Annotated in this window: 23 protein-coding genes and 1 pseudogene; 18 read left to right on the forward strand and 6 right to left on the reverse strand. The window is 66.4% G+C overall.

The window, feature by feature from the left end:
• Positions 1-9: 9 nt before the first annotated feature.
• On the reverse strand, positions 10-882 hold the full coding sequence (locus tag AC5Y7E_RS13345) for a DMT family transporter (RefSeq protein ID WP_499949371.1): 873 nt from the start codon (positions 880-882) through the stop codon (positions 10-12).
• A gap of 240 nt (positions 883-1122) precedes the next feature.
• Here AC5Y7E_RS13345 and AC5Y7E_RS13350 point away from each other — a divergent pair, with 240 nt between their 5' ends.
• From AC5Y7E_RS13350 to AC5Y7E_RS13385, 8 genes are all read left to right on the forward strand, one after another.
• A complete protein-coding gene (locus AC5Y7E_RS13350) occupies positions 1123-2220 on the forward strand; it encodes a ferredoxin reductase (RefSeq protein WP_499921038.1) in 1098 nt (365 codons plus the stop codon).
• Positions 2221-2233: 13 nt separating this feature from the next.
• Positions 2234-3643 (forward strand): fatty acid desaturase family protein, encoded by a 1410-nt coding sequence (locus tag AC5Y7E_RS13355; protein WP_499949509.1) that lies wholly within the window; start codon positions 2234-2236, stop codon positions 3641-3643.
• Between the two features lie 60 nt (positions 3644-3703).
• Positions 3704-5020 carry a molybdopterin-dependent oxidoreductase gene (locus AC5Y7E_RS13360; protein WP_499949372.1) on the forward strand — a complete coding sequence of 439 codons (1317 nt, stop codon included), beginning with the start codon at positions 3704-3706 and terminating at the stop codon, positions 5018-5020.
• Positions 5013-5552 (forward strand): hypothetical protein, encoded by a 540-nt coding sequence (locus tag AC5Y7E_RS13365; protein WP_499949373.1) that lies wholly within the window; start codon positions 5013-5015, stop codon positions 5550-5552. Before AC5Y7E_RS13360 ends, AC5Y7E_RS13365 begins: the two co-directional genes overlap by 8 nt.
• Positions 5553-5907: 355 nt before the next feature.
• Entirely contained in the window at positions 5908-7530 is a 1623-nt protein-coding gene (locus tag AC5Y7E_RS13370) for a class I adenylate-forming enzyme family protein (protein ID WP_499949375.1), read from the forward strand.
• Positions 7517-8290, forward strand: a complete 774-nt coding sequence (locus AC5Y7E_RS13375; RefSeq protein WP_499949376.1) for a class II aldolase/adducin family protein — start codon at positions 7517-7519, stop codon at positions 8288-8290. Before AC5Y7E_RS13370 ends, AC5Y7E_RS13375 begins: the two co-directional genes overlap by 14 nt.
• A gap of 112 nt (positions 8291-8402) precedes the next feature.
• Positions 8403-9671: an amidohydrolase family protein gene (locus AC5Y7E_RS13380; protein ID WP_499949377.1), complete on the forward strand. Its 1269-nt coding sequence runs from the start codon at positions 8403-8405 to the stop codon at positions 9669-9671.
• 7 nt (positions 9672-9678) lie between these two features.
• Positions 9679-10500 carry a class I SAM-dependent methyltransferase gene (locus AC5Y7E_RS13385; protein WP_499949379.1) on the forward strand — a complete coding sequence of 274 codons (822 nt, stop codon included), beginning with the start codon at positions 9679-9681 and terminating at the stop codon, positions 10498-10500.
• Positions 10501-10508: 8 nt separating this feature from the next.
• Here the strand turns inward: AC5Y7E_RS13385 and AC5Y7E_RS13390 are convergent, their stop codons facing one another.
• Positions 10509-11528 carry a nitronate monooxygenase gene (locus AC5Y7E_RS13390; RefSeq protein WP_499949511.1) on the reverse strand — a complete coding sequence of 340 codons (1020 nt, stop codon included), beginning with the start codon at positions 11526-11528 and terminating at the stop codon, positions 10509-10511.
• Positions 11529-11635: 107 nt separating this feature from the next.
• On the opposite strand from AC5Y7E_RS13390, the gene AC5Y7E_RS13395 reads away from it, so the two are divergent.
• The gene (locus AC5Y7E_RS13395) at positions 11636-13237 is read left to right on the forward strand and encodes an arylsulfatase (protein ID WP_499921052.1); all 1602 of its coding nucleotides are present in this window, start codon (positions 11636-11638) and stop codon (positions 13235-13237) included.
• Here the strand turns inward: AC5Y7E_RS13395 and AC5Y7E_RS13400 are convergent.
• A complete protein-coding gene (locus tag AC5Y7E_RS13400) occupies positions 13228-13893 on the reverse strand; it encodes a class I SAM-dependent methyltransferase (RefSeq protein ID WP_499949380.1) in 666 nt (221 codons plus the stop codon). The two genes, AC5Y7E_RS13395 and AC5Y7E_RS13400, sit on opposite strands and share 10 nt — an antisense overlap.
• Positions 13894-13902: 9 nt before the next feature.
• Positions 13903-14631, reverse strand: a complete 729-nt coding sequence (locus AC5Y7E_RS13405) for a winged helix-turn-helix transcriptional regulator (RefSeq protein WP_499949381.1) — start codon at positions 14629-14631, stop codon at positions 13903-13905.
• Between the two features lie 117 nt (positions 14632-14748).
• Between AC5Y7E_RS13405 and AC5Y7E_RS13410 the strand changes: the two genes are divergently transcribed.
• The gene (locus AC5Y7E_RS13410; protein WP_499921056.1) at positions 14749-15156 is read left to right on the forward strand and encodes a tautomerase family protein; all 408 of its coding nucleotides are present in this window, start codon (positions 14749-14751) and stop codon (positions 15154-15156) included.
• Between the two features lie 304 nt (positions 15157-15460).
• Here AC5Y7E_RS13410 and AC5Y7E_RS13415 read toward each other — a convergent pair whose 3' ends face one another.
• Positions 15461-16069, reverse strand: a complete 609-nt coding sequence (locus AC5Y7E_RS13415; protein ID WP_499949383.1) for a SecDF P1 head subdomain-containing protein — start codon at positions 16067-16069, stop codon at positions 15461-15463.
• Positions 16070-16245: 176 nt separating this feature from the next.
• On the opposite strand from AC5Y7E_RS13415, the gene AC5Y7E_RS13420 reads away from it, so the two are divergent.
• From AC5Y7E_RS13420 to AC5Y7E_RS13455, 8 genes are all read left to right on the forward strand, one after another.
• Positions 16246-16926, forward strand: a complete 681-nt coding sequence (locus AC5Y7E_RS13420) for a TetR/AcrR family transcriptional regulator (protein ID WP_499949384.1) — start codon at positions 16246-16248, stop codon at positions 16924-16926.
• A gap of 243 nt (positions 16927-17169) precedes the next feature.
• Positions 17170-18375, forward strand: a complete 1206-nt coding sequence (locus AC5Y7E_RS13425; RefSeq protein WP_499949385.1) for a cytochrome P450 — start codon at positions 17170-17172, stop codon at positions 18373-18375.
• A complete protein-coding gene (locus AC5Y7E_RS13430; RefSeq protein ID WP_499949386.1) occupies positions 18372-19208 on the forward strand; it encodes a mycofactocin-coupled SDR family oxidoreductase in 837 nt (278 codons plus the stop codon). The genes AC5Y7E_RS13425 and AC5Y7E_RS13430 overlap by 4 nt, the downstream gene beginning before the upstream one ends.
• Positions 19209-19241: 33 nt before the next feature.
• A complete protein-coding gene (locus tag AC5Y7E_RS13435) occupies positions 19242-20210 on the forward strand; it encodes an enoyl-CoA hydratase/isomerase family protein (RefSeq protein ID WP_499921064.1) in 969 nt (322 codons plus the stop codon).
• A 19-nt stretch (positions 20211-20229) separates the two neighbouring features.
• Entirely contained in the window at positions 20230-22581 is a 2352-nt protein-coding gene (locus AC5Y7E_RS13440) for a CaiB/BaiF CoA transferase family protein (protein ID WP_499949388.1), read from the forward strand.
• Positions 22578-23339, forward strand: coding sequence for an SDR family NAD(P)-dependent oxidoreductase (locus AC5Y7E_RS13445; RefSeq protein WP_499949389.1), 762 nt, complete (start codon positions 22578-22580; stop codon positions 23337-23339). The genes AC5Y7E_RS13440 and AC5Y7E_RS13445 overlap by 4 nt, the downstream gene beginning before the upstream one ends.
• A gap of 19 nt (positions 23340-23358) precedes the next feature.
• The gene (locus AC5Y7E_RS13450; RefSeq protein WP_499949512.1) at positions 23359-24636 is read left to right on the forward strand and encodes a hypothetical protein; all 1278 of its coding nucleotides are present in this window, start codon (positions 23359-23361) and stop codon (positions 24634-24636) included.
• A 481-nt stretch (positions 24637-25117) separates the two neighbouring features.
• Positions 25118-25306 carry a DUF732 domain-containing protein gene (locus AC5Y7E_RS13455; protein ID WP_499949390.1) on the forward strand — a complete coding sequence of 63 codons (189 nt, stop codon included), beginning with the start codon at positions 25118-25120 and terminating at the stop codon, positions 25304-25306.
• A gap of 540 nt (positions 25307-25846) precedes the next feature.
• Here AC5Y7E_RS13455 and AC5Y7E_RS13460 read toward each other — a convergent pair.
• Positions 25847-25954, reverse strand: a pseudogene (locus AC5Y7E_RS13460) (hypothetical protein); the annotation flags it as partial.
• Positions 25955-25990: the final 36 nt, after the last annotated feature.

Here is a 25990-nt window from a genome sequence, read left to right on the forward strand (position 1 = left end):
GGCGCGGCCTCAGCCCGCTTCCTCGACGGGGTCCGGCTGGGGTGCCTCCCCGAAGCGCGCCAGCACCAGGGTTCCGCACACGGCGACGGCGAACCCGGCGATCACCAGCCAGCCGAGCCCCTCGCGCGCGGTGTCGCCCAGCCACACCACCCCGACGAACGCGGGTGCGAGCGTTTCGCCCACTACCATTCCGGCGACCGCCGTGGTGACCGATCCGCGATGCAACGCGGAGGTCAGCAGCAGGAAGCCCGCGGCGCCGCCCGCGGCGGCCGCGTACAGGGCGGGGTTGGTGTAGAAGGAGCGTTTGGTCGGATCGATCGCCTCGATCAGGCGCACCGCCACCTCGACGACCCCGAATCCGGTTCCGGAGCCCAGCCCCAGTGCGAGTGCACGGGCGCGGTCGGGCAGGCGGCCGGCGGCCGCGCCGACGAAGAAGATCGCGGCAACCACGCCCAGCAGCGCCCAGCCGAGCCCGGCCGGAGCCCGCCGAAAGTGGCCCGGCCCGGCGGCCAGGGCGAGCACGACCAGGCTGACGCAGACGACGCCGACGGCCGTCCACTCGGCCGACGACAGGCGCGCCGACAACACCCAGGCGGCGACGACGCCGGTGACGGCGATCGAGGCGGCCAGCGCCGCCGCGACCACATAGATCGGGACCAGGCGCAGGGCGGCGACCTGCAGCGCAAACCCGACGACGTCGAGGCCTACCCCGACCAGATAGCGCCATTGCCGGACGGCCCGCAACAGCAACACCGCGTCGACACCCGATCCGCTGCCCGCCTCCACCGATCGCGTCCCCGCGGCTTGCAGCACGGTCGCCGTCCCGTAACACAGCGCGCAGCCCAGCGCGAGGAGGAAGCCGATCAGCATATTCACCGACATTAGGCGCGGCGGCGGCCGGCCGTTGCAGCGCATGACCCTTGAATAGCGTGAACAAACGTTTGGGTGCCCCGTGTCCTGGGCACCTCACAGGTATCCATCGCCACGGCCGAAATCGAGCACGCAATAGCTAGTGAACGGCTGAAATTCGCTGTACGCGCGTTGCGCATGTGTCTAACCCTGTGCGACAACGATATTCGAATTAATGTTTAGAGTCGGTGTACAACTGTGTACTCTGGCGCTATGGCTGAACGTGGCGCCGAGCCCCGCGTCCCCCGCGGACGCCGGTTGTTCCTGCGAGCGGTGCGGCGTCTGTTCAGCCCGCTGCAGCCGGACGACTACCTCGAGATGATCAACCCGCTGTGGACCACCAAGGAATTGCGCGGGAAGGTCGAAGGCATCGAGGCGCAGGGCTCGGAAGCGGCCAGCGTTCTGATTCGCCCGGGGTACGAGTGGCCCGGCCACAAGCCCGGTCAGTACGTACGCCTCGGCGTGGTGATCGACGGTGTGTACCACTGGCGCGCGTACTCCCTTACCTCGGACCCCAGGCCGGAAGACGGCCTGATCAGCGTCACCCCGAAGAGGGTCGACGGCGGTGTCGTATCGCCGTATCTCGTACACAAGATTCAGCCGGGCGATCTGGTGCGGCTGGGCGAGATCGAAGGCGTTTTCACGCTGCCCGAGCCGGTGCCGGCCAAGATGCTCTTCATCAGCGCCGGAAGCGGCATCACGCCGATCATCAGCATGCTGCGCGACCTCGACCATCGCGACGAATTGCGGGACGCGGTCGTCATTCATTCCGCGCGGACCCGCGAGCAGGCCATGTTCCTGCCCGCCTTGGAAGAGCTCGAGGAACGCCACCAGGGAATGCGGCTGGATCTGAGGCTCACCTCCGAGCAGGGCCGGCTGACCCCCGAGGACCTCGATGACGTGTGCCCGGACTGGCGCGAGCGAGAGGCGTTCTGTTCGGGACCCGGTGAGATGCTCGACGCTCTGATCGAGCACTGGGAAGCGAACGGGGATTGCGAACGCCTGCACTTCGAGCGGTTCCAGCCCAAGATCGGCGGCGACGCCAACGCCGGCGAGGGCGGCACCGTCTGCTTCCTCGACAGCGACAAGGAAGTCGAATGTGACGGCGGCACTTCGATTCTCGAGGCCGGCGAAAAGGCCGGTCTCAATCTCGCGTTCGGCTGTCGAATTGGAATTTGTCATACCTGTGTCGGCACGCTGAAATCGGGCAAACTGCGTGACCTGCGCTCGGGCGATGTGATCGAACCGACGGAGCAAGACGTGCGGATCTGCATCAACACCGCCGAAGGCGACGTCGAACTCGAACTGTGATCGGAAGGAGCGGCTGGTGACGACTGCCGTGAAAAGGGCTGGGGATTCACCGCTTTCCCGCTTGGGGGAACAAGAGCTGGAGAAGCTCGCGAAGGAATTCGACGCGATCCACGACGAGGTGTTCGCCGACCTCGGCGACCGCGACCGCCGGTACATCAAGAACGTCATCTCGGCGCAGCGACAAATCGTCGTGGTAGGCCGGGTGCTGTTGCTGGCGTCGCGCTCGAAAACCGCGTGGCTGCTGGGCACCGCGTGCCTGTCCATGGCCAAGATCTTGGAAAACATGGAAATCGGCCACAACGTGATGCACGGCCAATGGGACTGGATGAACGATCCAGACATCCACTCTTCGGTGTGGGACTGGGACACGGCGTCGACCGCCGAATCGTGGAAGCACTCCCACAACTACATCCATCACACCTTCACGAACATCCTCGGCAAGGACAAGGATCTCGGCTACGAGATCATGCGGATCGACCCGAACCAGAAGTGGGAGCCCCGCTTCCTGTTCCAGCCGCTGTACAACCTGCTGCTCACGCTGCTGTTCGAATGGGGCGTCGCCGTGCACGACATGGATATCGATGCCATCCGCAAGCGGGAGAAGCCGTGGTCGGAAGTGCGTAAGGACTTGAAAGGCATCGGGGTGAAAGCGCGCGCGCAGGTGGTCAAGGACTACCTCGGTTGGCCTTTGATCAGCGCCGGCGCTTTCGCGCTCACCCAGTTGGCGTCGCGGGGCCGGCTCGAACAGCCGGCGGAGTCGCGCGTCGCCAGGAGGCTGCGCAAGGTGTCGAAGGGCGGCCGCATCGGCGCCGCCGCGAACTTCCTCGACAAAGTCGCGCCCGGCGTCGAAAGTACCTACCTGCGCACCCTGGCCGCCGACGCGCTGGCCAACGTCGTCCGCAACGTGTGGGCGCACGCGATCATCTTCTGTGGCCACTTCCCGGACCAGACGTACACCTTCACGCAGGAAGAGACCGAGAACGAGACGCGCGGCGGCTGGTATGTACGGCAATTGCTCGGCGCCGCCAACATCGACGGCAGCCCGCTGTTCCACATCATCAGCGGCAATCTCGGCTACCAGGTCGAGCATCACCTGTACCCGGACATGCCGAGCAGTCGATACTCCGAGATCGCTCCGCAGGTCAAAGACATTTGCGAGCGCTACGAGCTGCCCTACAACTCCGGCCCGTTCGGCAAGCAGTGGGGGACGGTGCACCGCAGCATCTTCCGCCTGGCCTTCCCGGGGGGAAAGCCCCGACCGAAGCCGGGTCCGTACCACGGCAACGTCCATCGGCCCGACCCCGAGCGGCAGAGCGAGGGCACCCGTCACCGTGACCGTGTGCCCGCCGAGCACCCGTCGGCGGGTCCCGAACACGATTCCACCGGCGTCGAGGTGCAGCCGCCGCCGCGGGGCAAGGACTGACGTTCGGCGCAGATTGTCGAATCTGAACTCTTTTCGGCGCGCCGTCGTGGAAGATCAGCGATGGTGCACCGCCTCCGCAGATCCGATGTTGCAGACACCGGGCCGACGACAGATCCCGACGCTCCCGGGTTTCCCGCCCGGTTATGGCGCAGCCCGTTGCGGGGGCCGTGGCTGACGTCGGTGTTCGGCTTGGTGCTGTTGGTGACGTTGCCGATCGTCATTCTCACCGGTCTGCTGTCCTACGTCGCCTACGGGCCGAGGTTCGGCCAAGCCATCCCCGCCGACGCCGGCTGGCTCACACTGCCGGCCTTCGACTGGCCCACCGATCCGTCATGGCTATACCGGCTGACCCAAGGGCTTCATGTCGGGCTCGGGCTCGTCCTCATCCCGGTGGTGCTGGCCAAGCTGTGGTCGGTGATCCCGCGGCTCTTCGTGTTCCCGCCGGCGCGGTCCATCGCCCAACTGCTGGAACGGGTTTCGCTGCTGATGCTGGTCGGCGGGATCCTGTTCGAGATCGTGACCGGCGTGCTGAACATCCAGTACGACTACATCTTCGGCTTCAGCTTCTACACCGCGCACTACTTCGGCGCCTGGGTGTTCATCACCGGCTTCGTCATGCACGTCGCGATCAAGGGCCGGCGCATGTGGGCGGGCCTGCGCTCGCTTTCGCTGCGGGACGTGCTGCGTACCGGCCGGGACGACACCGAGCCCGAGCCGTGGCGGTCCGACGGTCTGGTCGCCGCCGAACCCGGTCCGGCCACGATGAGCCGCCGCGGCGCCCTGGCCCTGGTGGGCGGCGGCGCGCTGTTCACCGCGGTGCTCACCGCCGGCCAGACGCTGGGGGGCTTCACCCGGCCCGCCGCCCTGTTGCTGCCGCGTGGGCGTCTCCCTGACGGGGGATCCGGGGACTTCCAGATCAATCGCACCGCGGCGGCGGCCGGCATCTCGGTCCGGGACACCATGGAGCGCTGGCGGCTCACCCTGAACGGTGGTCCCCGCCCGGTCACGCTGGACCGCGCGGCGCTGCTGGCGATGCCGCAGCACACGGCCGTCCTGCCGATCGCCTGCGTCGAAGGCTGGTCGACCACCCAAACGTGGACTGGCGTGCGACTGGCCGACCTCGCCCGGCTGGCCGGCGTGCCGGTACCGGGATCCGCGCGGGTGTCGTCGCTGGAACACTCCGGCGCCTTCGCCGGCGCGACGCTGCAACGCAACCAGGTCCTGCACCCGGACGCGCTGCTGGCGCTGCGCGTGAACGGCAACGACCTGTCCCCGGACCACGGCTTCCCCGCGCGGATCATCGTGCCCGCCCTCCCCGGCGTGCACAACACTAAATGGGTTGCCGCGATTGCCTTTCGGAAGGCCGCCGATGCGTAGCGCCTTCGCGCGGCTCTACGGCTCCCGCCCCTTGCACCTGCTGACGATGATCGCCGGATTCGCACTGCTGGGCTACGTCATCGCCGTCGCCAGACCGGTCACGTTGTGGAACCCACACGTCTGGTGGCAGTCGATCATCGTGTGGTTCGCCGCGGCCATCGTCGCCCACGACCTCGTGTTGTTTCCGGTTTACGCCTTTGTTGACCGGCTGCTGTCACGCGGCCGCGCGCGGCCCGCTCCGGCGCGCGCCGGTGTGCCGGTGCTCAATCACCTCCGGGTGCCCGCGCTGGGCGCGGGGCTCACGTTTCTGGTGTTCCTGCCGGGCATCGTCAGGCAGGGTGCCGGCACCTACCGGGCCGCAACCGGTCAGACCCAGGACCCGTTCCTCGGTCGGTGGCTGCTGCTGACGGCCGCGATGTTCGCGGTGAGCGCCGGAATGTATGCCCTACGGCTGGCAATGGCGCGCCGACGGGCGCGGTCGCACCGGCCCACTTCCCGCGATGACGGGGCGACGGCAAACCCCCACGCGTGACCTGCGTATTCGCCAACGGCAACTAGTGTTGTTTCGCATGGGGACCACGAACGCCGTGACACGCGCCGCGCTGGGCGGGTGCGTCGCCGCGCTTGTCCTGGCGGCCGGTCTTACGACCGGTGCCGCGCCGGCGGCGATCGCCGATTCATCGGTCCCGCCACCGGCTCCGGGTGGTGCCGTGCCCGTGCAACCGGTCGGGGGAGGCGGCTGCATCATCGGCCTGAACTGTGGGTGCACTCGTGATTGCCATAAGCCGCACCCACGCCCTCCAAGCGTCGACAACGATCAGCACGCCGCGCCCGCCCCGCAGAATCCCTAGCGCAGAAACCGCCGGGGGTTTTCCTATCATTTGGTGATGAGCGCCGGTGGGCTGGAAACCGCGGGCTCGCCGGCTTTCACCGACGAGGACTCGGCCCGGTTTCGCGCCGCCGGCTGGTGGTGCGATTCGACGCTCTCCGACGCGGTCCGCCGCAACGCCCAACGGACACCGCATCGTCCCGCCTATCTCGATGACGGCGGATCGGCTTTCACCTGGCGTGAATTCGATAGCGCGGCAACGCGATTAGCCGAAGCGCTGGCCGGGTTCGGCATCATGCCCGGCGACCGGGTCGCGGTATGGCACGGCGACTCCGCCGCCATTCACGTGCTGTTCGTGGCGATCGAACGCTGCGCGGCGGTGGTTGTCGGCATCGGCGCGCGCGCCGGCATCCGAGAGGCGTCGGCGATTCTGCGCAGCGCCCAACCGAAAATCCTGATCAGCGATCCGGAACACGCGGCGGCCGCCGCGGAAGTGGCCGACGAACTGCGGGTGCCCGGCATGGTGCTGAGCCGCGACGGCGGGCCGCTTCGCTTCGATGTCGACACCGATCCCAAGGCCTTGACGCCCGGCTGCGAACTCGGCCCCGATGACATGTTCCTGATCAACTCCACGTCCGGGACCACCGGGCTGCCCAAGTGCGTCGTGCACACCCAGAACCGTTGGCACTACTTCCACCAGAAGGCCGTCGTCAACGGGCGACTGACCAGCAACGAGGTGTTCCTGCCGGTCATTCCCACCCCCTTCGGGTTCGGGCTGTGGACCAGCCACACCACCCCGATCTACCTTGGCGCCACCGCGGTGATCCTCGGCCGGTTCACCACCAAAGCCACCTGCGAGGCGATAGTCCGGCACAAGGTCACCGTATTATGTTGCGTCAGCACACAATTGACCATGCTGATGGCGGATCCGGCCAGCCGCGGCTACGACCTCAGTTCGCTGCGACTCGTCTACACCGGCGGGGAGGCGCTGCCGTATCGCCCGGCGGCCGAATTCGAGGACCTCACCGGCGCCAAGATCCTGCAGTTCTACGGCTCCAACGAGACCGGGCTGCTCAGCGCGACCACGGTCGACGACTCGCGCGAGCGGCGGCTGCACACCGGTGGCCGCGTCGTTCCCGAAATGAACGTCCGGCTGTTCGACGGAGACCGCGACGTGACCGCGACCGGGCGCGGCCAGCCCGCGTGCCGGGGCCCGGCGACCAGCCTCGGGTACCTCGGCGGCACCGACCACGACAAGCTGTTCACCCGCGATGGATGGATGCGCATGGGCGACATCTGTGAAATCGACGCCGACGGCTATCTGCGTGTCACCGGGCGCACGTCCGATTTCATCGTGCGCGGCGGCAAGAACATCAGCGCGAGCCAGGTCGAGGACGCCGTCATGACGCATCCGGGCATTGCGATAGCGGCCGCGGTCGCGATGCCCGACCCGGTGTTCGGCGAAAAGGTCTGCCTCTACGCCGAACTCGCCGACTCTGCCACCCTCGACCTGCCCGGCCTCGTCGAACACCTGCTGGCGCTGGGGGTTTCCAAGGAACTGCTGCCTGAACGGCTGATCGTTCTCGACGAGCTGCCCCGGTCATCCGGCGGAAAGATAGCCAAAGCCCGCCTGCGCGAGGATATTGAAGCCAGAACGGAGGCCGGTCATGAACGCTCCTGATGCACGCCGCGGCGGGTTGGAAGTCTGGGCGCCGTCGGTGGTTCCCCCCATCGGTGTCGACCTGTCCAACCGGCAGGCGCTGGCCGTCGCCTTCCGTCACCTGGCCGGCATCGGGTTCGCCGAGAACATGGCCGGCCATATCACCTGGCAGCTCGACGGGCAGACCGACATGCTCGTCAACCCGTGGGGGCTGTGGTGGCAGGAGATCACCGCCTCCGATATCTGCGTGGTCGACGGCGACGCGCGCGTGGTCAGCGGGCGCTGGGACGTCACCCCGGCCATCCACATCCACACCGAACTGCACCGGGCCCGCGACGACGCCCGCGTGGTGATCCACAACCACCCGTACTACGTCTGCGTGCTGGCAGCGCTGGGCAGGCTGCCCGAGCTGGTGCACCAGACCGGCTCGCTCTTCCTCGACGACCTGTGCCTGGTCGACACCTACGACGGTGAGATCGACAGCCCCGCGCGCGCCGGGGAACTCGCCGCCCGGATCGGGGGCGCCAACCTGACCATCCTGGCGAACCACGGCGTCATCGCGACCGGCCGCAACCTGCCCGAAGCCGTCTACCGGGCGGCCTCCATCGAGCGAGTCTGCAAGCTGGCCTACGACGTCATGCTCACCGGAAGGGATCCGGTGACCATGAATTGGTCGGACATGGCCGGCATGCAACGGTCGCTGATCGAACGGGCCGCCGATGTGTATTGGGCAGGGGCGGCCCGCATGACCATCAAGGCCGACGCCGATGTGCTCACGTGAACCGCGTCGTCGGTGTGCACCCACGGCGGCGACACGCCGACGAACGTCGCCGCCACCGCACACTGAATGCCGTCCCGTCACACTGAACGCCGCCCCGCAAGGAGGTTGACGAGTGAAATCGATCGACGAGCTGGCCACCGACCTCAGCTTCACCACGGCGAAGACCGGCGGCGAGCGCTCGGTCACCTTCCTGCCCGATCCGCCCCGCGCCCCGCGCCGCTACACGGTGATCTCGGTGGACGACCACATCGTCGAACCCCCGGACACCTTCACCGGCCGCCTGCCCCGCAAGTTCGCGGACCGGGCGCCGAAGGTCGTCGAGACCGACAGCGGGGGACAGACGTGGGTCTATGACGGTAAGGAGCTGCCCAACGTCGGCTTCAACGCGGTGGTCGGCCGGCCGGTCGCGGAATACGGTTTCGAGCCGGTCCGATTCGACGAAATGCGCAGAGGCGCATGGGATATCGATGCCCGAGTCAAGGACATGGACCTCAACGGCATCTACGCCTCGCTGAACTTTCCGTCGTTCCTCCCGGGCTTCGCCGGGCAACGACTGCAGCAGGTGACCGGCGACCGCGATCTGGCGCTGGCCTCGGTGCGGGCCTGGAATGACTGGCACTTCGACGTCTGGGCGGGCTCGTATCCCGACCGGATCATTCCCTGCCAATTGCCGTGGCTGCTCGATCCCGAGCTCGGCGCGAAGATGATCCGCGAGAACGCCGAACGCGGCTTTCACGCCGTCACGTTCAGCGAGAACCCGGCGATGCTCGGGCTGCCCAGCATTCACACCGGCCACTGGGATCCGCTGATGGCCGCCTGCGCCGAGACCGGCACCGTGGTGAACCTGCACATCGGATCGTCGGGATCGTCACCGTCCACCACGGCGGATGCGCCGCCAGACGTGCAGGGTGTGCTGTTTTTTGCCTACGCCATCTCCGCCGCGGTCGACTGGTTGTACTCCGGACTGCCCAGCCGGTTCCCCGACCTCAAGATCTGCCTGTCCGAGGGCGGAATCGGTTGGGTGGCGGGGCTGCTCGACCGCCTCGACCACATGCTCAGTTACCACGCGATGTACGGCACCTGGCAGGCGCTCGGTGAACCCCTGACGCCAGCGGAGGTGCTGACGCGCAACTTCTGGTTCTGCGCGGTCGAAGACAAATCCTCATTCGTGCAGCGCGACCGGATAGGCGTCGACAACATCATGCTGGAAGCCGACTACCCGCATTGCGACTCGACGTGGCCGCACACCCAACAAACCATTCACGAGCAAATCGGCGAGCTACCGGATGATGTCGTCCGGAAATTCAGCTGGGAGAACGCCTCTCGTCTGTATCAGCACCCGGTACCCGCCGAGGTGCAACAAAATCCCGAGGCGTTCTGATGCGGCGATGACCACCACGGACAAAGTCGACTTCAGTTCGGTGCCCTGGGGCTCGGTGGAGTGGACGAACCTCGTGACCCTGTATCTGCGCGCTCACGAAAGCCGCACGGAGAGCCCGATTCTGGGAGACAGGCCGGCAGCGGAAGCGGTGGACCGGATCGCGTATGACTTCAAAAGGATCCATCGGATGTCGTGGCCGGCGGCCAATCAGTACCTGGTCACACTGCGCGCCAGGCAGCTCGATGACTGGTGCGCCGACTTCCTCGCCCGCCATCCGGATGCCGTTGTGCTGCACCTGGGTTGCGGCCTCGACGGGCGCTACTTCCGGCTGGCCGTACCGCCGACGGTGTTGTGGTTCGACGTCGATCAGCCAAGCGTGATCGGGCTCCGGCGTCGGCTCTACGACGACAGCGAGCGCTACCGGATGATCGGCTCGTCGGTGACCGAACTGCAGTGGCTCGATCAGGTCCCGACCGGACGTCCGACCCTGATCGTTGCCGAGGGCCTGCTGATGTATCTGCACGAGGACGAAGTGCGGCGGCTGCTGCAGAGCCTGACCGATCGATTCGCCGGCGGCGAAATGCATTTCGACACACTCTCGGCCCTGGCGCCGCTGATGTCCAAGCTCTTCACCCGAGGAATCATCAAGTGGGGCATCCGCGATGCGCGCGAGATCGCGACCTGGAATCCCCGGTTGCGGTTCATCGAGCAGACACCCGTGCTGGCCGACTACAAGCGAATTCCGTCGGCCGCGGTGCGGTTGATCTACCAGATCACGTGGATGACGGCCGGCCGCCACTACGACGTGCTCAACCGCTTCGAATTCTGACTAGCCCATCACAGGTCGGAGGCCAGCCGGCACAGAATGTCGGACGCGGGCTCCGCGGTCGCGTGCCGGTACCCGGTGCCCGCCCAGAGGTGGACGTAGTCCGGCTTGCCCGCCGCCGCGGCGGCCTTGCGCAGCGGGCTGGTCAGGTAATGGATGGCGGGATAACCCGCCGGCGCCTCGGCTTCGTGGGCGTCGATGAACGCATTGCGCAGGCCGCGGGCCGGCCGGCCGGTGAAGGCGCGGGTCAGCACGGTCTCCGTGTAGGCGGGATCGACCAGGGCCGCCTGATGAGTGGCCGAGGCGCCGCTTTCGGTGGCGCGCAACAGCACGGTGCCCACCGCGGCCGCGGTCGCACCCGCGCGGACCACCTCGGCCACCGCGGCGGGAGTCGCCAGCCCACCGGTGGCCATCACCGGCAGCGGCACCTTCGCGACGACCTGCCGCACCAACTCGACGATCGGGACCGGCGTCAGCGGCCGCTGCGGCGAGAGGGTGCCGGAATGGCCGCCCGCGGCGGCGGCCTGCACGGCGAGCATGTCGACGCCGGCGTCGTGCGCCTGAGCCGCCTCCTCAACCGTGGTAACCGTTTGGACCACAACGCTGTTGGCGCGTCGCAGCGCGGCGATCACGTCCCGCGACGGAATGCCGAACGTGAACGACACCATCGGGACCGGGCCGTCGAGCAACAGCGCGATCTTCTCGTCGAATCTGTCGTTGTCCTCGATGGGCTCGGGCGGCAGCGTCAGCCCGAACTGGTCGGCCTCCGCCTGGACGATCGCGGCGTAAGCCTGATAACGCTGCGGGTCGACCGGCACCGGATTGGGCGCGAAGACGTTGACCCCGAACGGGATTCCTTCGGCGCGAACGGCTTTGATCTCACCCTCGATGGCCTCGACCGTCTTGTATCCGGCCGCCAGCAAGCCCAGCGCCCCCGCGCGATTGGCGGCCGACACCATGGCCGGGGTCGTCGGGCCGCCCGACATCGGAGCCGCCACCAGCGGAACGGACATTCCAAACTGCGCCAACATCTCCCTGCCCTTTCGGTGTGTCACGGCCTCGCCATCCTCGACAATATCGGCGCCGAGGCGGTGCGCCGGCCTCCGCCCCGTTGACGGACCTGGCAGGATGCTTGAGCGTGACGCGCCCCAACTTCCTCGTGATCGTCGCAGACGACCTCGGCTTCTCGGACCTCGGCGCGTTCGGCGGCGAGATCGAGACGCCCCACCTCGATCGGCTGGCCCATGCGGGCGTCCGGTTCACCGACTTCCACTCCGCCCCGGCCTGCTCACCGACCCGGGCGATGTTGCTGACGGGCACCGACCACCACATCGCCGGCATCGGGACGATGCTCGAGGTCGCGTCGCCGGAGTTCCGCGGCGCCCCCGGGTACGAGGGCTATCTGAACGACCGGGTTGTCGCACTGCCGGAACTGCTGCGTGACGCGGGCTATCTGACGCTGATGTCGGGCAAGTGGCACCTGGGCGCCACGATCGAGACTTCGCCGTGGGCGCGAGGTTTCGAGCGCTCATTCGCCCTGCTGCCGGCGGGCGCCAGCCATTACGGCGGCTCGGCGGCGCGCGGATTCTCTCCGGTGCCAACGCTCTACACCGAAGACGACCGATTCGTCACCGTCGGCGACGACTTCTATTCCTCGGACTCCTATACCGACACCCTGTTGCGGTATCTGGAAGAGCGCGCTCCCGACGACGACCGGCCCTTCTTCGCCTATCTGCCCTTCCAGGCCCCGCACTGGCCGCTGCAGGCCCCCGATGAATCCATTGCGAAGTATCGTGGCCGCTACGACGCCGGCCCGGACGCGCTGCGCGAGGAGCGGTTGGCCGCGCTCAAGCGGCTAGGCCTGTGTCCCCCCGACGTCGTGGCACACCCGGTGGTGGCCGACGGCGCACCGGAGTGGGCCGACATGACCGAAGAGCAGCGTGCGGTGTCGGCGCGCAGCATGGAGGTCTACGCCGGAATGGTCGACCGGATGGACTACAACGTCGGCCGGGTGATCGACTTCCTCTCGGCCAGCGGCGAACTCGACAACACCGTCGTGATCTTCATGTCCGACAACGGCGCCGAGGGCGCGATCGTGGAGGCGATGCCGCTGCGCGGGCCGCAGATCGCCGCGCAGATCGAAAAGCATTGCGACAACAGCCTGGACAACCTCGGCCGGCCCACGTCGTTCATCTGGTACGGCCCCCGCTGGGCGCAGGCCGCCACCGCGCCGTCGCGCCTGCACAAGGCGTTCACCACCCAGGGCGGAATCCGGGTGACCGGCTTCGTCACCTGGCCCGGCTTCGCCCGGCAGCAACAGATCGGCACCGCGTTCAGCACCGTCATGGACGTCGCGCCGACCCTGCTCGAGCTCGCCGGGATCACCCACCCGGGCACGTCCTATCGCGGCCGCGAGGTGTCGCCCATGCGCGGCCGCTCACTGGTGGACTACCTGACCGGCGCCACCGAGACCGTGCACGACGCTGACACCGGCACGGGCTGGGAGCTGTTCGGCCGCCGTGCCATCCGGCAGGGCGACTGGAAGGCGTTGTATCTGCCGGCGCCCTACGGCCCGGGCAGCTGGCAACTCTACGATCTGGCTTCCGACCCCGGCGAAGTCGACGATCTGGCCGCCTCACGGCCGGACAAGCTGGCCGAGCTGCTGACCCTGTGGGATCGCTACGTCGAGGAAACCGGCGTGATCCTGGATCCCGTCTCCGTGTACGAGGTTCAGCTCTGAGTCCGCTGGGCCTCGAAGAGCTCGACCGAACCACTGTGCCGTGCCGCCAGGACCTCGAGTCCCGCATCGGCAAGCCAGCGCTGCACGTCGCCGACGTGGGGCGTATCCCCGAAAAAGCCCGCGGCCCGCAACGCCGTCACAAACCGATCCTGGCGCCAGCCTCGACCGCGCACGCACGTGCTGCCGCGAAGAATCCCGCCGGGCTTGAGCACGCGGGCAAGCTCGAAAACCGCCGCTCGCGGGTCGGGTAGACAATGCAGGCCGTTGAACGTCAGTGCCAGGTCGAAGGTGTTGTCCTGGAAGGGTAGGTCCGTGACATCGGCCTCGGCGAACTCCATCAGGTGGGCCACCCCCAACCGAGCCGCCTGGCCGCGCGCCCGTTTCAGCATGTCGGACGAAATGTCGGCGGCCACGTAGTGGCAATCCTGCCCTGGGCGCACGCCACGAAACGCGAAGCCACCACCGCATGGGATGTCAAGCACGTGGGCGCCTGGGGGAGCTTCGGCGACACGCTGAACATGTCCCAGTAGGTCAGGTAATGCCAATCCCCACAACGCTTTTGCGCCCACCGCGGCGACGCTGTCATGCATTGCGGCCGTGTTGTACAACGCCGATGCCACCCGGGCGGCGCGCCAGCGGTCCGTCACCTGGCCCATCCGCTGACCCTAGCCGGAAACCCGGGCGTGGCAACCCGCCAGCGTGCCATCGCGGACGCATTCGTTATGCGTTCGCCGTGACCCAGCAGGCTGCGGCAGCGGAAAAAGACGTCGAAATCTTTCGACGAGTGCACGGTCGCCGGTGAGGCGTAGCGCTCCGTCGGCGAGGATCTGGTCGAGGTCACGGTCGGTGCGAAGCAGTGAGAGCAGGGCGGCCTCATCGGTTTCCAGTGTCGCGTCCGGGTGACCGCTTTCACCGCGAGCCAGGGTGAGTTCGCCACCGTTGATCTGGAGCCGGAACGGCTGATCGTCCAGGTGTATGTCGATTGTCGCGTCGAGCCCGGCCGCGGCGCGGCGGTCGAAAAGTGCTGTCAGGGAAAGCATCAGGGAGTCGACACCAAGTGTGCCGTCGTAGGGCATGGTGGGTGAGTGGCTGGCCCAGCGGGCCAGTCCGAGCACGATCGGCCCCAACTCGGCCCCCCAGGGCGTCAATTCGTACACCCACGACGCGCTGGGCGGGCCGAGCCGACGGCGACGCACCACTTCGGTGTCGGTGAGCTCGCGCAACCGCTGGGTCAGCATGTCTGGGCCTGCGCCCGGCAAGCCCGCCAGCAGATCGGTGAAGCGTTTGGGGCCCAGCAGTAGTTCACGAACCACCAACAGCGCCCAGCGCTCGCCGACCAGATCCAGCGCGTGGGCCACTGCGCAGCCGGTGTCATATCTCCGCTTCCTAGCCATGGATCCCATGCTATCAGCAATAATAGGTTAAACAAATTAGATACTTGGTTTTTCCAACTAGTGCTGCTAGCGTCGGGTTCGTCCCACTTGGGACGGACTACGAAGGAGATGAAAACCATGCCTGTGTTCACCATCGACGCGCCCAAAGGGGCGCCGCAAAACGCCAAGCAGACGATGTTGAAGGAGATCACCGACGCGCTCGACGAGGCCTACCATTTCCCCGACACCCGCGGCTGGCTGCGCGAGTACTCGGCCGAAAACGTGTCACAAGACGGCCGCGTGCACGCCGAGCCGGTGCGGCCGGTGGTGTCCCTGGAGGCACCGGAACTGGCCAGCCTGGATGCCAAACGCAAGCTGGTGCAAAAGATCGAGTCGGCCGTCGGCGCGGCGTATGCGGGGATCGCCAATATCGAGGAAGTCCTCGTTCTGGTCAACCACTACCCCCTGCGGGATGTCGGCTGGAGGGGCAGTCTGCAATCCGACAAGCCGGAAATCGTTGCCGCCCTTGCCGAGTTGAATCGCTGAGCTTCCGCCCGCTGACGCGATCGCTGTCGGCTCGGACCACGGTGCTGCCACGGCATCCTGGTCCGAGTCGACAGCACAAGGTGTGTTCGCGCGCTAAATAGGTTCCGCCAAAACGGGTTTGGATGGCCGCTGATCGCGCTGCGCGCCCGCGTTGCGTCATACCTCAATCCATGGAGGACGCTCGGGCGCCCTCGTCACCGCCGCGCAACCCCAAGTCCGCGGCGATAATCCACCAATTCGGTTGGGGGCAACCAGGATACGCTGAGCACGCCGATGCCGCGGCGGTCCGGGCGCCCCGACCAGGTCATGCGGTACGGCCCACCAATTGGGCCAATTGCGCCGCGCCCTGGGCTGTTTGGGTGGTCAGCACGATCCGCCCGGACGTAGCCGGTTGTTCGATGATCGGCGCTTCCAAGACCGTGTTGTCCCTAATGAAGGCCACGTGGTCCTGCAGATGCTCGCCCGTGAACGCGGCCCACACGGCCGCCGATGGCGGATCCAGCACCAGGGTCAGTTCGTAATAGTCCGCGGTCAACGCCTTCGGTGGGTCGACGCGGACAAGGCCGAGCTGGGCGATCTCGGGGCCCAACGTGTAGACCGTGGTCCGCCCGATGTCACAGGTGGTGAGGTCGTCGGTCGGCTTAACCGGAGCGTTCGGATCCGTGGCCGGGCACTTCACGGCGGGCGTCGTGGGCTGCGACTTGGTCACCGGCCGGACCGGCAATGGCGCGATCTTCATCACCGGCTGCGGGGGCGGGGGCGGCGGCGCGCTTGTACTGGCCTGCGCGGTGGTGGACGAGGTGGGCGGCGCGGGCTTGTGCGTCTGCTGACAGCCACACAGTGTCGCCGCGAGCAGGCCGATAGACCCAAGCCAGGCGGCGGCACTACCCACGCCGAATCGACGGTGAATCATTCGAATGCACTCTACCCGCGAGATCATTGATTCCACGTTCGGCGGGAATTCCTGCAGGGCAGTTTCTTTGGTGTCCGGTAGCGCGCCGCCTGGGCATCGCGCAATTCGGGGGAGCTTCGGAAGCGACCTCTTTACCGACACTACGAATATAGAGTAACGTCGCCGCCTAGAAGGTTATGGACAAGCGACGTAAGCCCAACCCCGCCGAACGCCGCCGCGATCTGTGCGACGCGGCGATCCAGTTGCTGGCCGATGACGGCGCCAAGGGGTTGAGCCACCTGAAGGTCGATCGCAAGGCCGGCGTGCCGGACGGCACGACGTCGTTCTATTTCCGCACGCGATCGGCGTTGCTACGCGCGGCGGCCGAACGCTCGGCCGAGCTCGACCTCGCCGAGCTGCAGGCCATCGCGGACAGTTCCGATAGCGGCGAGAACTTCGCGCCCTCGCGCTTGTCACAGGTAGTCATCCAGGCCGGCAGCGATCCGCAGTTGTATCGGACCAGGGCCCGATACGAGCTGACCATGCAGGCCACCCGCGACCCAGCACTGGCCGCGATTCTGCAGCAGGCCACCGACGAGTTCACCAAACTGCATCGCGAAATCCTGGTCCAGCTGATGCCGCACGGCGCCGAGCTCGATCCCGCCGTCGTCGAGGATCTGAGCAACGTCACGCTGACGTTCATCAATGGCCTGCTGCAGCGGTTCGCGCACGGCGACCGGATCATCGACAGTCCCGAACAGCTCGACGGAATCCTGTCGGCGATCGCGGCCGGGATTTTGAAGAGTTCGGCCAAGGGGCGGCTCACCCAGACCGGCGGCCTTCGGGTGTTGCGCCGCGGGACGGCCGGGCCAGCGTGAGGGCACCGGCCGGACACGGTGTCTCTGGCTCTTGCCAGACCACCCGCTGTATGGTTCTCTACGAGAATAGAGTAGGCCCACGTTCATGCGTCGTTTTCTCCCGAGCTTGCGCACAAATCAGAGCGACGCAATTAAGCGGAGTGTACAAATTGCCCCGACCGAATCCAGCGCTGCGACGCTGGCAGCGCTAGCCCTGGTGCAGGTGATGCGGGCGTCTAAAACTGCAGCGGTAGGAGGGATTTCGTGACGGCGAGCACCGATAGCCATGTTCGTTTCGATCCATACGATGTCGGGCTGATCGCGGACCCGTACCCCATGTTCGCGCGATTGCGCGAGGAGGCGCCGCTTTACTACAACGCCGAATACGACTTCTATGCCGTGAGTCGCTACGCGGATGTCAGCAAGGCGCTCGTCGACCACGAGACATTCAGCTCGGCGCGTGGCGCGATCCTGGAACTGATCAGGGCCAACCTCGAAATCCCGCCGGGCATGTTGATCTTCGAAGACCCGCCGATTCACGATGTGCACCGCAAACTGCTGTCCCGCATGTTCACCCCGCGCAGGATCGCCGCGCTCGAGCCGATGATCCGCGACTTCTGCGCACAGTGCCTGGATCCGCTGATCGGCTCGGACCATTTCGACTTCGTCACCGACCTGGGCGCGCAGATGCCGATGAAGGTCATCAGCATGTTGCTGGGCATTCCCGAGGAAGACCAGGAGTACATCCGGGACCGGGGCAACGCGCAGCTGCGTACCGAGGCCGGAAAGCCCATGAACGCCGCCGAGCAGGGGCTGTCGGTGGGCGAGCAGTTCGAGGCCTACATCGACTGGCGCTCCGACCATCCGTCCGACGACATCATGACCGAGCTCCTCAACGTCGAATTCGTGGACGAGACCGGCACCACCCGGCGGCTGTCTCGCGAAGAGATCCTGGTCTACCTCAACGTGGTCGCCGGGGCCGGCAACGAAACGACGACACGACTGATCGGTTGGTCCGGGAAGGTTCTCGCCGAACACCCCGATCAGCGCCGGGACCTCGTCGAGAACCCGACGCTCATCCCGCAGGCCATCGAGGAATTACTGCGGTACGAGCCGCCGGCGCCGCACGTGTCCCGATATGTGACCCGCGACGTCTCCGTGCACGACCAAACCGTGCCCGAGGGCAGCGTGATGATGATGCTGATCGGGTCGGCGTGCCGCGACGAGGCCCAGTTCGGCCCCGACGCAAACGAATTCAACATTCACCGCACGGTGCGCCCGCACCTCACCTTCAGCATGGGAACGCACTTCTGCCTGGGCTCGGCGCTGGCACGTCTGGAAGGCCGCATCGCGCTGGAGGAGATCCTGAAACGATTCCCGGAGTGGGAGGTCGACCTGAGCGGTGCCGTTCTCAGTCCGACATCCACGGTGCGGGGCTGGGAGTGTATGCCGGCGCTGGTGTCACGATGACCGGGCGAGTCGAGGGCAAGGTCGCTTTCATCAGCGGTGCCGCGCGCGGTCAGGGGCGCAGTCACGCCGTCCGTCTTGCGCAAGAGGGTGCCGACATCATCGCGATCGATGTCTGCGGTCCGATCGACAACCTGGCTTATCCGCACGCGACCCCCGAAGACCTCGCCGAGACCGCCGATCTGGTGAAAAACCTCGACCGGCGCATCGTGACCGCCCAGGTGGACGTCCGCGACTACGACGGGCTGAAGGCCGCCGTGGACGGCGGGGTCGAACAGCTCGGGCGTCTCGACATCATCGTCGCCAACGCGGGGATCGGCACCTTCGGCAACAAGCTGCACAAGATCGGCGAGCAGATCTGGCAGGACATGATCGACGTAAATCTGTCCGGCGTCTGGCACACCGTGAAAGCCGGTGTGCCGCACATCCTCGCCGGCGGACGCGGTGGCTCCATCGTGCTGACCGGTTCGGTCGGATCGCACAAAGCCATGGCGTACACCGGTCACTACATCGCCGCCAAACACGGTGTCCTCGGCCTGATGCGGGCGTTCGCGGTCGAGCTGGGCCAGCACAGCATTCGGGTGAACTCGGTCCATCCCAGTCAGGTCAATACGCCGATGACCATGAACGACATCACCTTCCGGCTGTTTCGACCGGATCTGGAGAATCCGGGGCCGGAGGACTTCGCGCCGTTCTCCCAGATGACCCACACGATGCCGGTGCCCTGGGTGGAAGCCATCGACATCAGCAACGCCGTCCTGTTCCTCGCCTCTGACGAATCTCGTTACATCACCGGCGTTTCGCTGCCAGTCGATGCGGGCGCGTTGCTCAAATAGCGTCAACTAAGAATCAAGTGAAAGAAGAAGCCCATGCCCGAATATGACTACGCAAAGCTGAAGAAGGAAGCCGAGCAGTACATAAAGTTCGAGAAGGACAAGAAGAACCGGATCGCGTACATCACGTTCGATCGTCCCGACGCGCAGAACGCCACCAGTTTGGGCATGCGGCAGAACTACGCGGACCTGATCCACAAGTGCAACGTGGACGACGACGTCAAAGTGGTGGTGATCCGCGGCGAGGGACAAGATTTCGGCAGCGGCGGCGACCTGCCCGAGCAGCGTCCGATGCTGGAGAACCCGGGCCTGCCCCTGCATCACGAGCTCGCGATCAACGACGACGACGTCAAGTACCCACCCGGTGGTTCGTACCGCTACCTGTCCACCGTCACCGACTTCTACGCCAAGGCCCGCGCCGGAAACCGTCCGCTGCAGGAACTTCGGAAGATCAGCATCATCGAGGCCAAGGGCTACTGCTACGGGTGGCACTTCTATCAGGCCGGCGACGCCGACCTGGTGATCTCCAGCGACGACGCCCTGTTCGGGCACCCGGCGTTTCGGTACGTGGGCTGGGGACCCCGGTTGTGGTGGTGGGCCGAGACGATGGGCCTGCGCAAGTTCTCCGAGATGTTGTTCACCGGAAGGCCGTTCAGCGCGAAGGAAATGTACGACTGCGGCTTCGTCAACAGCGTCGTGCCCCGCGACCAGCTGGAGGCCGAGACCGAGAAATACGCCATGGCATGCTCACGGTCCCGCCCGACCGACACGGTCGCGGTCCAAAAGACGTTCCTCGAGCTGTACAAGCAGCACAAGGGCGAGTACTTCGGCAGCCTGCTGACCGGCATGGTCGAGGGCATGCTGCCGATGATCCAGAACGACGCGGAAGAGGTCGACCTCACCGAAGGCACTTTCAACAAGGGCCTCAACAACGTGGTCAAGGACAACGACATGAACTTCCCGCCGGAGTGGCGCCTGAGCCGCTCGGGCCGCGCGAAGCCCTGACCGTTTTGGCGAGGCGTGCATGTCCGCGCTGACGGGGATCAGGGTCGTCGAGTTAGCCGAATCCGTCGCGGGGGAGTACTGCGGGAAGCTGCTGTCCGACTTCGGCGCCGAGGTCATCAAAATCGAGGCTCCGGAGGGCGGCAGCGCGACCCGCGCGATGGCGCCCATCCTCGCCGACGGGTGCGAAGGCAGCGCGCTGTTCGCCTACCTCAACACCAACAAGCGCTCCGTCGTACTCGATCGAGGCTCGGCGGCCGACGTCGAGCGGCTGCACCGGCTGATCGACACCGCCGACGCGGTCATCGACGGCCGGTCACCGGACTGGTCCGCGCGCCATCCGTCCGTGGTCTTCTGCTCCATCGCCCCATACGGGCAAGGGGTGGCCGCCGAGTTCGACAATGCCCGCAGCATCAACGTTTTTCACGCCAGCGGGTGGGGATATCACACTCCGAGCCATCCAGACCCCGCCAAGCCCCCGCTGCAGGGACCGGGTCGCTTCCTCGCCGACTACGAAGCCGGGCTGGAAGCGGCGCTGTGTGTCGTGTCGTCGCTGTGCGGGCGTCTGCACACCGGCCAGGGCGAGTCGATCGACGTCTCCCAGCAGGCCGTGCTGGTCTCGCGCGCCGATTGCATCCTCGGTCGCCTCGTCACCGGCGAAGTGCCGGCCGACGGTGCGCGTGCTGATTACGATCAGGCCGGGCCGGCATCGTTCTTCGCCTGCGCGGACGGCTTCGTCTACTTGTACATGACCAGCGCTGCGCATTGGTCCGGGGTGAAAACCTTGATGGGCCAGGCCGAATGGCTCGACGCGTTCGAGGACGACTGGCTGGAGTTCTCCGTCACCGCCGAGAAGGTCACCGCGTTTCAGCGGGGCTTCGCCGGCTGGGTTGCCGGCCTGCCGAAAGAGCAGGCATCGGAAAGGGCCCAGCGGCTCGGTGTGCCGCTGGTGCCCGTCAACGGCGCCGCCGACCTGCATCACTCGCCCCAATACCGGCACCGCGGATTCTTCCAGCGGGTTCGCCATCCGGTGCTGGGTGAAGCCGCGTATCCGACCGTGCCCTATGCGTTCAGCGCATCGCCCGCCCGAATCACCAGTGCCGCACCACGTCTCGGTGAGCACACCCGGTCGGTGCTGGAAAGCGTCGACCCCCCGCGCGCCCGGCCGACGGTCAAGTCGGCGCAACTGAAGCCACCCAGGGATGCCAGGGGCGGGCCGCTGGAAGGCGTGCGGGTCGCCGAGCTCACCAAAGTGTGGGCCGGTCCGTACGCCGGAAAGTTACTGGCGATGCTGGGCGCCGAAGTGATCAAGATCGAGACGGCCGACAGCCCCGAGGAGATGCGCGCATACGGCGGCACCGACATCAACCACGCGCCCTACTTCCTGAGCATCAACCCCGAAATCCTCAGCGTGGACCTCGATATCAAGTCGACCGAGGGGATGGCGCGGCTGCGCGAGCTGATCGCGCGCAGCGACATCGTCATCAACAACCTGCGCCCCGGCGCCATGGAACGTCAGGGCCTGGGATATCGACAACTCACCGAGATCAAGTCCGACATCATCTCCGTGTCGATCAAGATGTGGGGCAACGACGGGCCACTGGGTCACCAAACCGGTTATGCGCCATGCTTTGCCGCGCTGGCCGGGCCCGCCTCCCTGGTCGGCTACCCCGACGGGCCGCCGCTCGGGACGAGCATGCGCTACGGCGATTCGACGGTGGGCGCGGCGGCCGCATATGCCGCTGTGGTGGCATTGCTGCACCGGGAGCTCAGCGGCGCGGGTCAGTTCGTCGATGTGTCGGCCGTGGAGACCCTTTCTTCGATGATCGGTGACTGCCTGCTGGAGCATTCGCTGACCGGGCGGCCGCTGGGGCCCAGCGGCAATGCGCACCCGGATATGTGCCCCCATGGCTGCTACCCGTGTGCCGACGGCACGTGGATCACGGTCGCCGTCGCGAATGATGCCGAATGGCAACGGTTGTGCGAGGCACTCGGCGCCGCAACCCTGGCCGACGAACCCCGCTACGCCACCCGCGAGGCGCGACACCGGCACACCGAAGCGCTCGACGCGGACCTCGCCCGGTTCACTCGAGGCCGGGACGCCGAGCGGCTCGCCGAGCGACTGCGCGCGGCCGGGGTACCGGCCGCCAAGAGCGCCACATCGGTGGATGTCATTGCCGACCAACGGCTGTGGGACCGCGAGTTGTACCGCTTCGTCACGGATCATCGCGAAGGCCAGCGCCCGGTGCTGGGGCCGTCCTGGCGGATGGCCCGCTGCCCGGCGCGGATCGAGCGCGGGGCGCCGGACCTGGGCGAGGACACCGACTATGTTCTCAACGAGATACTCGGCAGCCAACCGATTGGCGGAACATGACGACACTGGCCCGCACAGCGGCCCTGGTCACCGGCGCCAGCAGCGGCATCGGCACGGCAACGGCTCGAGCGCTGGCGGCCCACGGGGCCGCGGTGGCCCTGCTCGCCCGCCGGGTCGACCGGTTGACCGAGCTCAAGACTGAGATCGAATCCGCCGGTGGCACAGCGCTGGTGGTGCCTGCCGACGTGACCGATGCCGAACAGGTGGCGGCCGCCGTGCAGCGCATCGTCGCCGAGCTGGGGCGCCTCGACATCCTGGTGAACAACGCCGGCCTGATGCAATCGGCGCCCGCGACCGAGGCATCGCTGCGGGACTGGGACAACATGGTGTCCGTCAACGTGCAGGGTGTCCTGTACGCCACCCGCGTCGCGCTTCCGCATCTGATCGACGCGGCCGCCGATTCGCCGCGCGGGGTGGCCGACCTGGTCACCGTCAGTTCCACCGCCGGCTGGGTGGCCCGGCCGAACACCGCGGTGTATTCGCTGACCAAATTCGGCGTGAACGCCTTCAGCGAGGGCCTGCGCCAAGAGGTGCTCGGCAAGCGGGTCCGGGTCGGGGTGGTCGGCCCCGGAACCGTCGACACCGAAATCTTCAGCCACCTCGCCGAGAAGTCGCGCGAGGCGTTCGAACGGCAGACGGCCGGTATGGTCATGCTGCGGCCCGACGACATCGCGGACGCCGTGTTGTTCATGGTGACGCGCGACCGCCGGGTCGCGGTCAATCACATGTTGGTGCGCTCGGCCGAGCAGACCTGGTAGCGGCGTGGCCTCGGATTGGGTGATCGGCGATCATTGCGGATTGCCGTTCCCGGTTGATCCCGCGGCATTGCGCACCGGCGGGGTGCGGTTTTTGACCGACGCATTGCGGGCCTCCGGAGTGCTGGGTCGCAACGGCGTCGCCCGGATCGGCGACTTCCGCGAGATCAGCGGTGGAAGTACCGGACGCAAGGTCGTGTTGTCGGTCGAACACGAAAAGCCCGCACCGGATCTGCACACCGACCTGTTCGTCAGGTTCTCCCGCGATCTCGACGATCCGGTGCGCGATCGCGGAAAGACCCAGATGCAGTCCGAGGTGCGGTTCGCCTCCTTGGCACGAGCGCCCGGATTCCCCATCGCGGTACCCAGCCCGCAGTTCGCCGACTATCACCGTCGTAGTGGCGCCGGGATCTTGATCACCGAACGAATCAATTTCGGCGCCAACGGGATCGAACGCCAATACCACAAGTGCCTCGATTACGAGATGCCCGCGCCGGTGGAGCACTACCGCGCGCTGCTCACCGCGCTGGCACGGCTTGCCGGCACGCACCGGTCCGGCCGGCTGCCCGCGGAACATACCGCGCGCTTTCCGCTGGATGTGCGGGCGGCAGCCGTCGGAAAGCGTGCGCCGCTACCGGCGGCCAAACTGAAACGGCGGGTCGATCAGCTGGCCGAGTTCATCGGCGCTTGCCCCGGGTTGGTGCCGGCTGGCGCCGGCTCCCCGGAGTTCTTGGCGCGCTTGGCCGATGAGGCGCCTCGGTTAGCACTGTGCGAGAACGCGGTCGCCGATCACCTGGCCGCCGACGGCGACTACAGCGCGCTGTGCCACTGGAATGCCAATATCGACAACGCCTGGTTCTGGCGGGAGGACAACGGGACTCTGCGCTGCGGCCTGATGGACTGGGGCTGCGTCAGCCAGATGAACCTGGGCATGGCCCTGTGGGGGGCGATGTCCGGCGCCGAAAACTACCTGTGGGATGTCCATCTCGACGACATGCTGGAGCTCTTCGTCGCCGAATTCGAACGTTGTGGCGGTCCACGCCTGGAGCCGGACCGGCTGCGTCGCCATACGCTGCTGTATGCGGCGGTGATGGGCGTGGCCTGGCTGCTGGACGTACCGGCGTTGCTACGTAAGCGATTCGACGTCGCACCGAGCAGCCGCACGGACCCGCGGATCAGGGACGACGAGGGCGTGCGCGCACCGCTGCAGATGCTCTCGAATCTGCTGCTGTTGTGGCAGCGGTACCCGCTGGGCGGCCTGCTCGACGAAGCCTTGGCCGAGGAAGGGCGTGTCGCCTAAGGCGCCTCGTCGTCTCTGTCGTGCAGCAGCTTCTCGGGATGATGAAATACGTTGGTTGAGGGCTGCCGATGGTCTCGGTGAGCTGGCGGCAGCCGTGCAATTCCCGCTGTCAATAAGCGTTATTGGATTATCGCTCCCAATTCACAGCGCCCTTCGTTCGTGAATCATCCGACGCGCCTGCTGGATGAACGCCGCGCCGTGGACTGAGAGTCACACACCCGTATCGGGAATTTTCACAATTCTGGGTGTGAGTAACCGCGAAAGCGTTTACGCTATCGAATCGGGCAACGTCACTAACACGGCAGTCACCAAACACGGAGGTTTGGAGGCACGTTGTCTCGTGCAAATCGCGTCCCCACAGCTACTTTGGTGGCTGCGGCGGTAATCGCTGGAATCGGGTTCGCACCGCTGGCCCATGCGGACGATGCTGACTTTATACAGTTCCTAACGGAACACGGGCCTCGGCTGCGGTGAAGGTTCGATGAACTGCAAAAGTGCCGATGATCTCATCCAACTTGGTCACTCCGTGTGCTACGACATCGACGTCAACGGTCAAACTCCAGTGCAAGCTGCACAAAAGGCCGTAGAGGTCGGCGACGGCTGGATCAACAGGGAGCAGGCCGCAGATTTGGTCGCCGCGTCTGTCGTCAACTACTGCCCGTGGGATTAAGTCCAGATCTCCAGCGGCACAGGCGACGCCGACACTTAACAGTCGGTGGGAATATTGGCGACATATTCGTCGTATCATCGCGCTCATCGCGGCAATTATTGCGGCGGAATTACATCCAATGTTCTGGCGCCAGCGGCCAGCGCGTGCCCGTCCGGCTATTGCCAAGCTGCCTCCGGCCACTGCGTTCACCCCCGTATACGCACCGACACCACCACCCGGTGGAACCGCTGAATGCGCTGATGGTTACTACTCGTTTAGTGAAAAGACCGGATGAGGACGACACCTGCCACGGACGCGGCGGCGTTCAGAGGGTGTTGTAGTCGCAGTATCAGCTGCGGGCGTTCGCGTTACTGCCAGACTTCAGTTGTCTGTTGCCGTTGGCCCCTTCACTGTGCGACAAAGCCGCCGGTAACGCGGACGCTTCCTTGGAAATTCCCTTCCGGCGGCTTTTGACCACTAGGTCCTTGCGCATGCGCCGAAGTGCAGGCAGGACCGCCACGACACGCCATAGACAGGGTGACGTTGGCGGCTGGGCGCAGGTCAATCCGCCTCGTCGTCCTCATCGCTGTCGCGTAGCAGCTTTTCGGGATGGTGAAACATGTTGACGCGGGGCCGTCCCCGTTCCAGGTGCGGGGGTGGAATCCATTCCTAACTCCGCCGTCGCCAACCTTAAATGGTCCAGCT

Source organism: Mycobacterium sp. NGS17 (assembly GCF_059813205.1).

Bases quoted from the DNA above. Each gene is read 5' to 3' on its own strand.
- AC5Y7E_RS13345 (WP_499949371.1), bottom strand. From the start codon at position 882: ATGTCGGTGAATATGCTGATCGGCTTCCTCCTCGCGCTGGGCTGCGCG.
- AC5Y7E_RS13350 (WP_499921038.1), top strand. From the start codon at position 1,123: ATGGCTGAACGTGGCGCCGAGCCCCGCGTCCCCCGCGGACGCCGGTTG.
- AC5Y7E_RS13360 (WP_499949372.1), top strand. From the start codon at position 3,704: ATGGTGCACCGCCTCCGCAGATCCGATGTTGCAGACACCGGGCCGACG.
- AC5Y7E_RS13365 (WP_499949373.1), top strand. From the start codon at position 5,013: ATGCGTAGCGCCTTCGCGCGGCTCTACGGCTCCCGCCCCTTGCACCTG.
- AC5Y7E_RS13370 (WP_499949375.1), top strand. From the start codon at position 5,908: ATGAGCGCCGGTGGGCTGGAAACCGCGGGCTCGCCGGCTTTCACCGAC.
- AC5Y7E_RS13375 (WP_499949376.1), top strand. From the start codon at position 7,517: ATGAACGCTCCTGATGCACGCCGCGGCGGGTTGGAAGTCTGGGCGCCG.
- AC5Y7E_RS13385 (WP_499949379.1), top strand. From the start codon at position 9,679: ATGACCACCACGGACAAAGTCGACTTCAGTTCGGTGCCCTGGGGCTCG.
- AC5Y7E_RS13390 (WP_499949511.1), bottom strand. From the start codon at position 11,528: ATGTTGGCGCAGTTTGGAATGTCCGTTCCGCTGGTGGCGGCTCCGATG.
- AC5Y7E_RS13400 (WP_499949380.1), bottom strand. From the start codon at position 13,893: ATGGGCCAGGTGACGGACCGCTGGCGCGCCGCCCGGGTGGCATCGGCG.
- AC5Y7E_RS13405 (WP_499949381.1), bottom strand. From the start codon at position 14,631: ATGGCTAGGAAGCGGAGATATGACACCGGCTGCGCAGTGGCCCACGCG.
- AC5Y7E_RS13410 (WP_499921056.1), top strand. From the start codon at position 14,749: ATGCCTGTGTTCACCATCGACGCGCCCAAAGGGGCGCCGCAAAACGCC.
- AC5Y7E_RS13415 (WP_499949383.1), bottom strand. From the start codon at position 16,069: ATGATTCACCGTCGATTCGGCGTGGGTAGTGCCGCCGCCTGGCTTGGG.
- AC5Y7E_RS13420 (WP_499949384.1), top strand. From the start codon at position 16,246: ATGGACAAGCGACGTAAGCCCAACCCCGCCGAACGCCGCCGCGATCTG.
- AC5Y7E_RS13430 (WP_499949386.1), top strand. From the start codon at position 18,372: ATGACCGGGCGAGTCGAGGGCAAGGTCGCTTTCATCAGCGGTGCCGCG.
- AC5Y7E_RS13435 (WP_499921064.1), top strand. From the start codon at position 19,242: ATGCCCGAATATGACTACGCAAAGCTGAAGAAGGAAGCCGAGCAGTAC.
- AC5Y7E_RS13440 (WP_499949388.1), top strand. From the start codon at position 20,230: ATGTCCGCGCTGACGGGGATCAGGGTCGTCGAGTTAGCCGAATCCGTC.
- AC5Y7E_RS13445 (WP_499949389.1), top strand. From the start codon at position 22,578: ATGACGACACTGGCCCGCACAGCGGCCCTGGTCACCGGCGCCAGCAGC.
- AC5Y7E_RS13455 (WP_499949390.1), top strand. From the start codon at position 25,118: ATGAACTGCAAAAGTGCCGATGATCTCATCCAACTTGGTCACTCCGTG.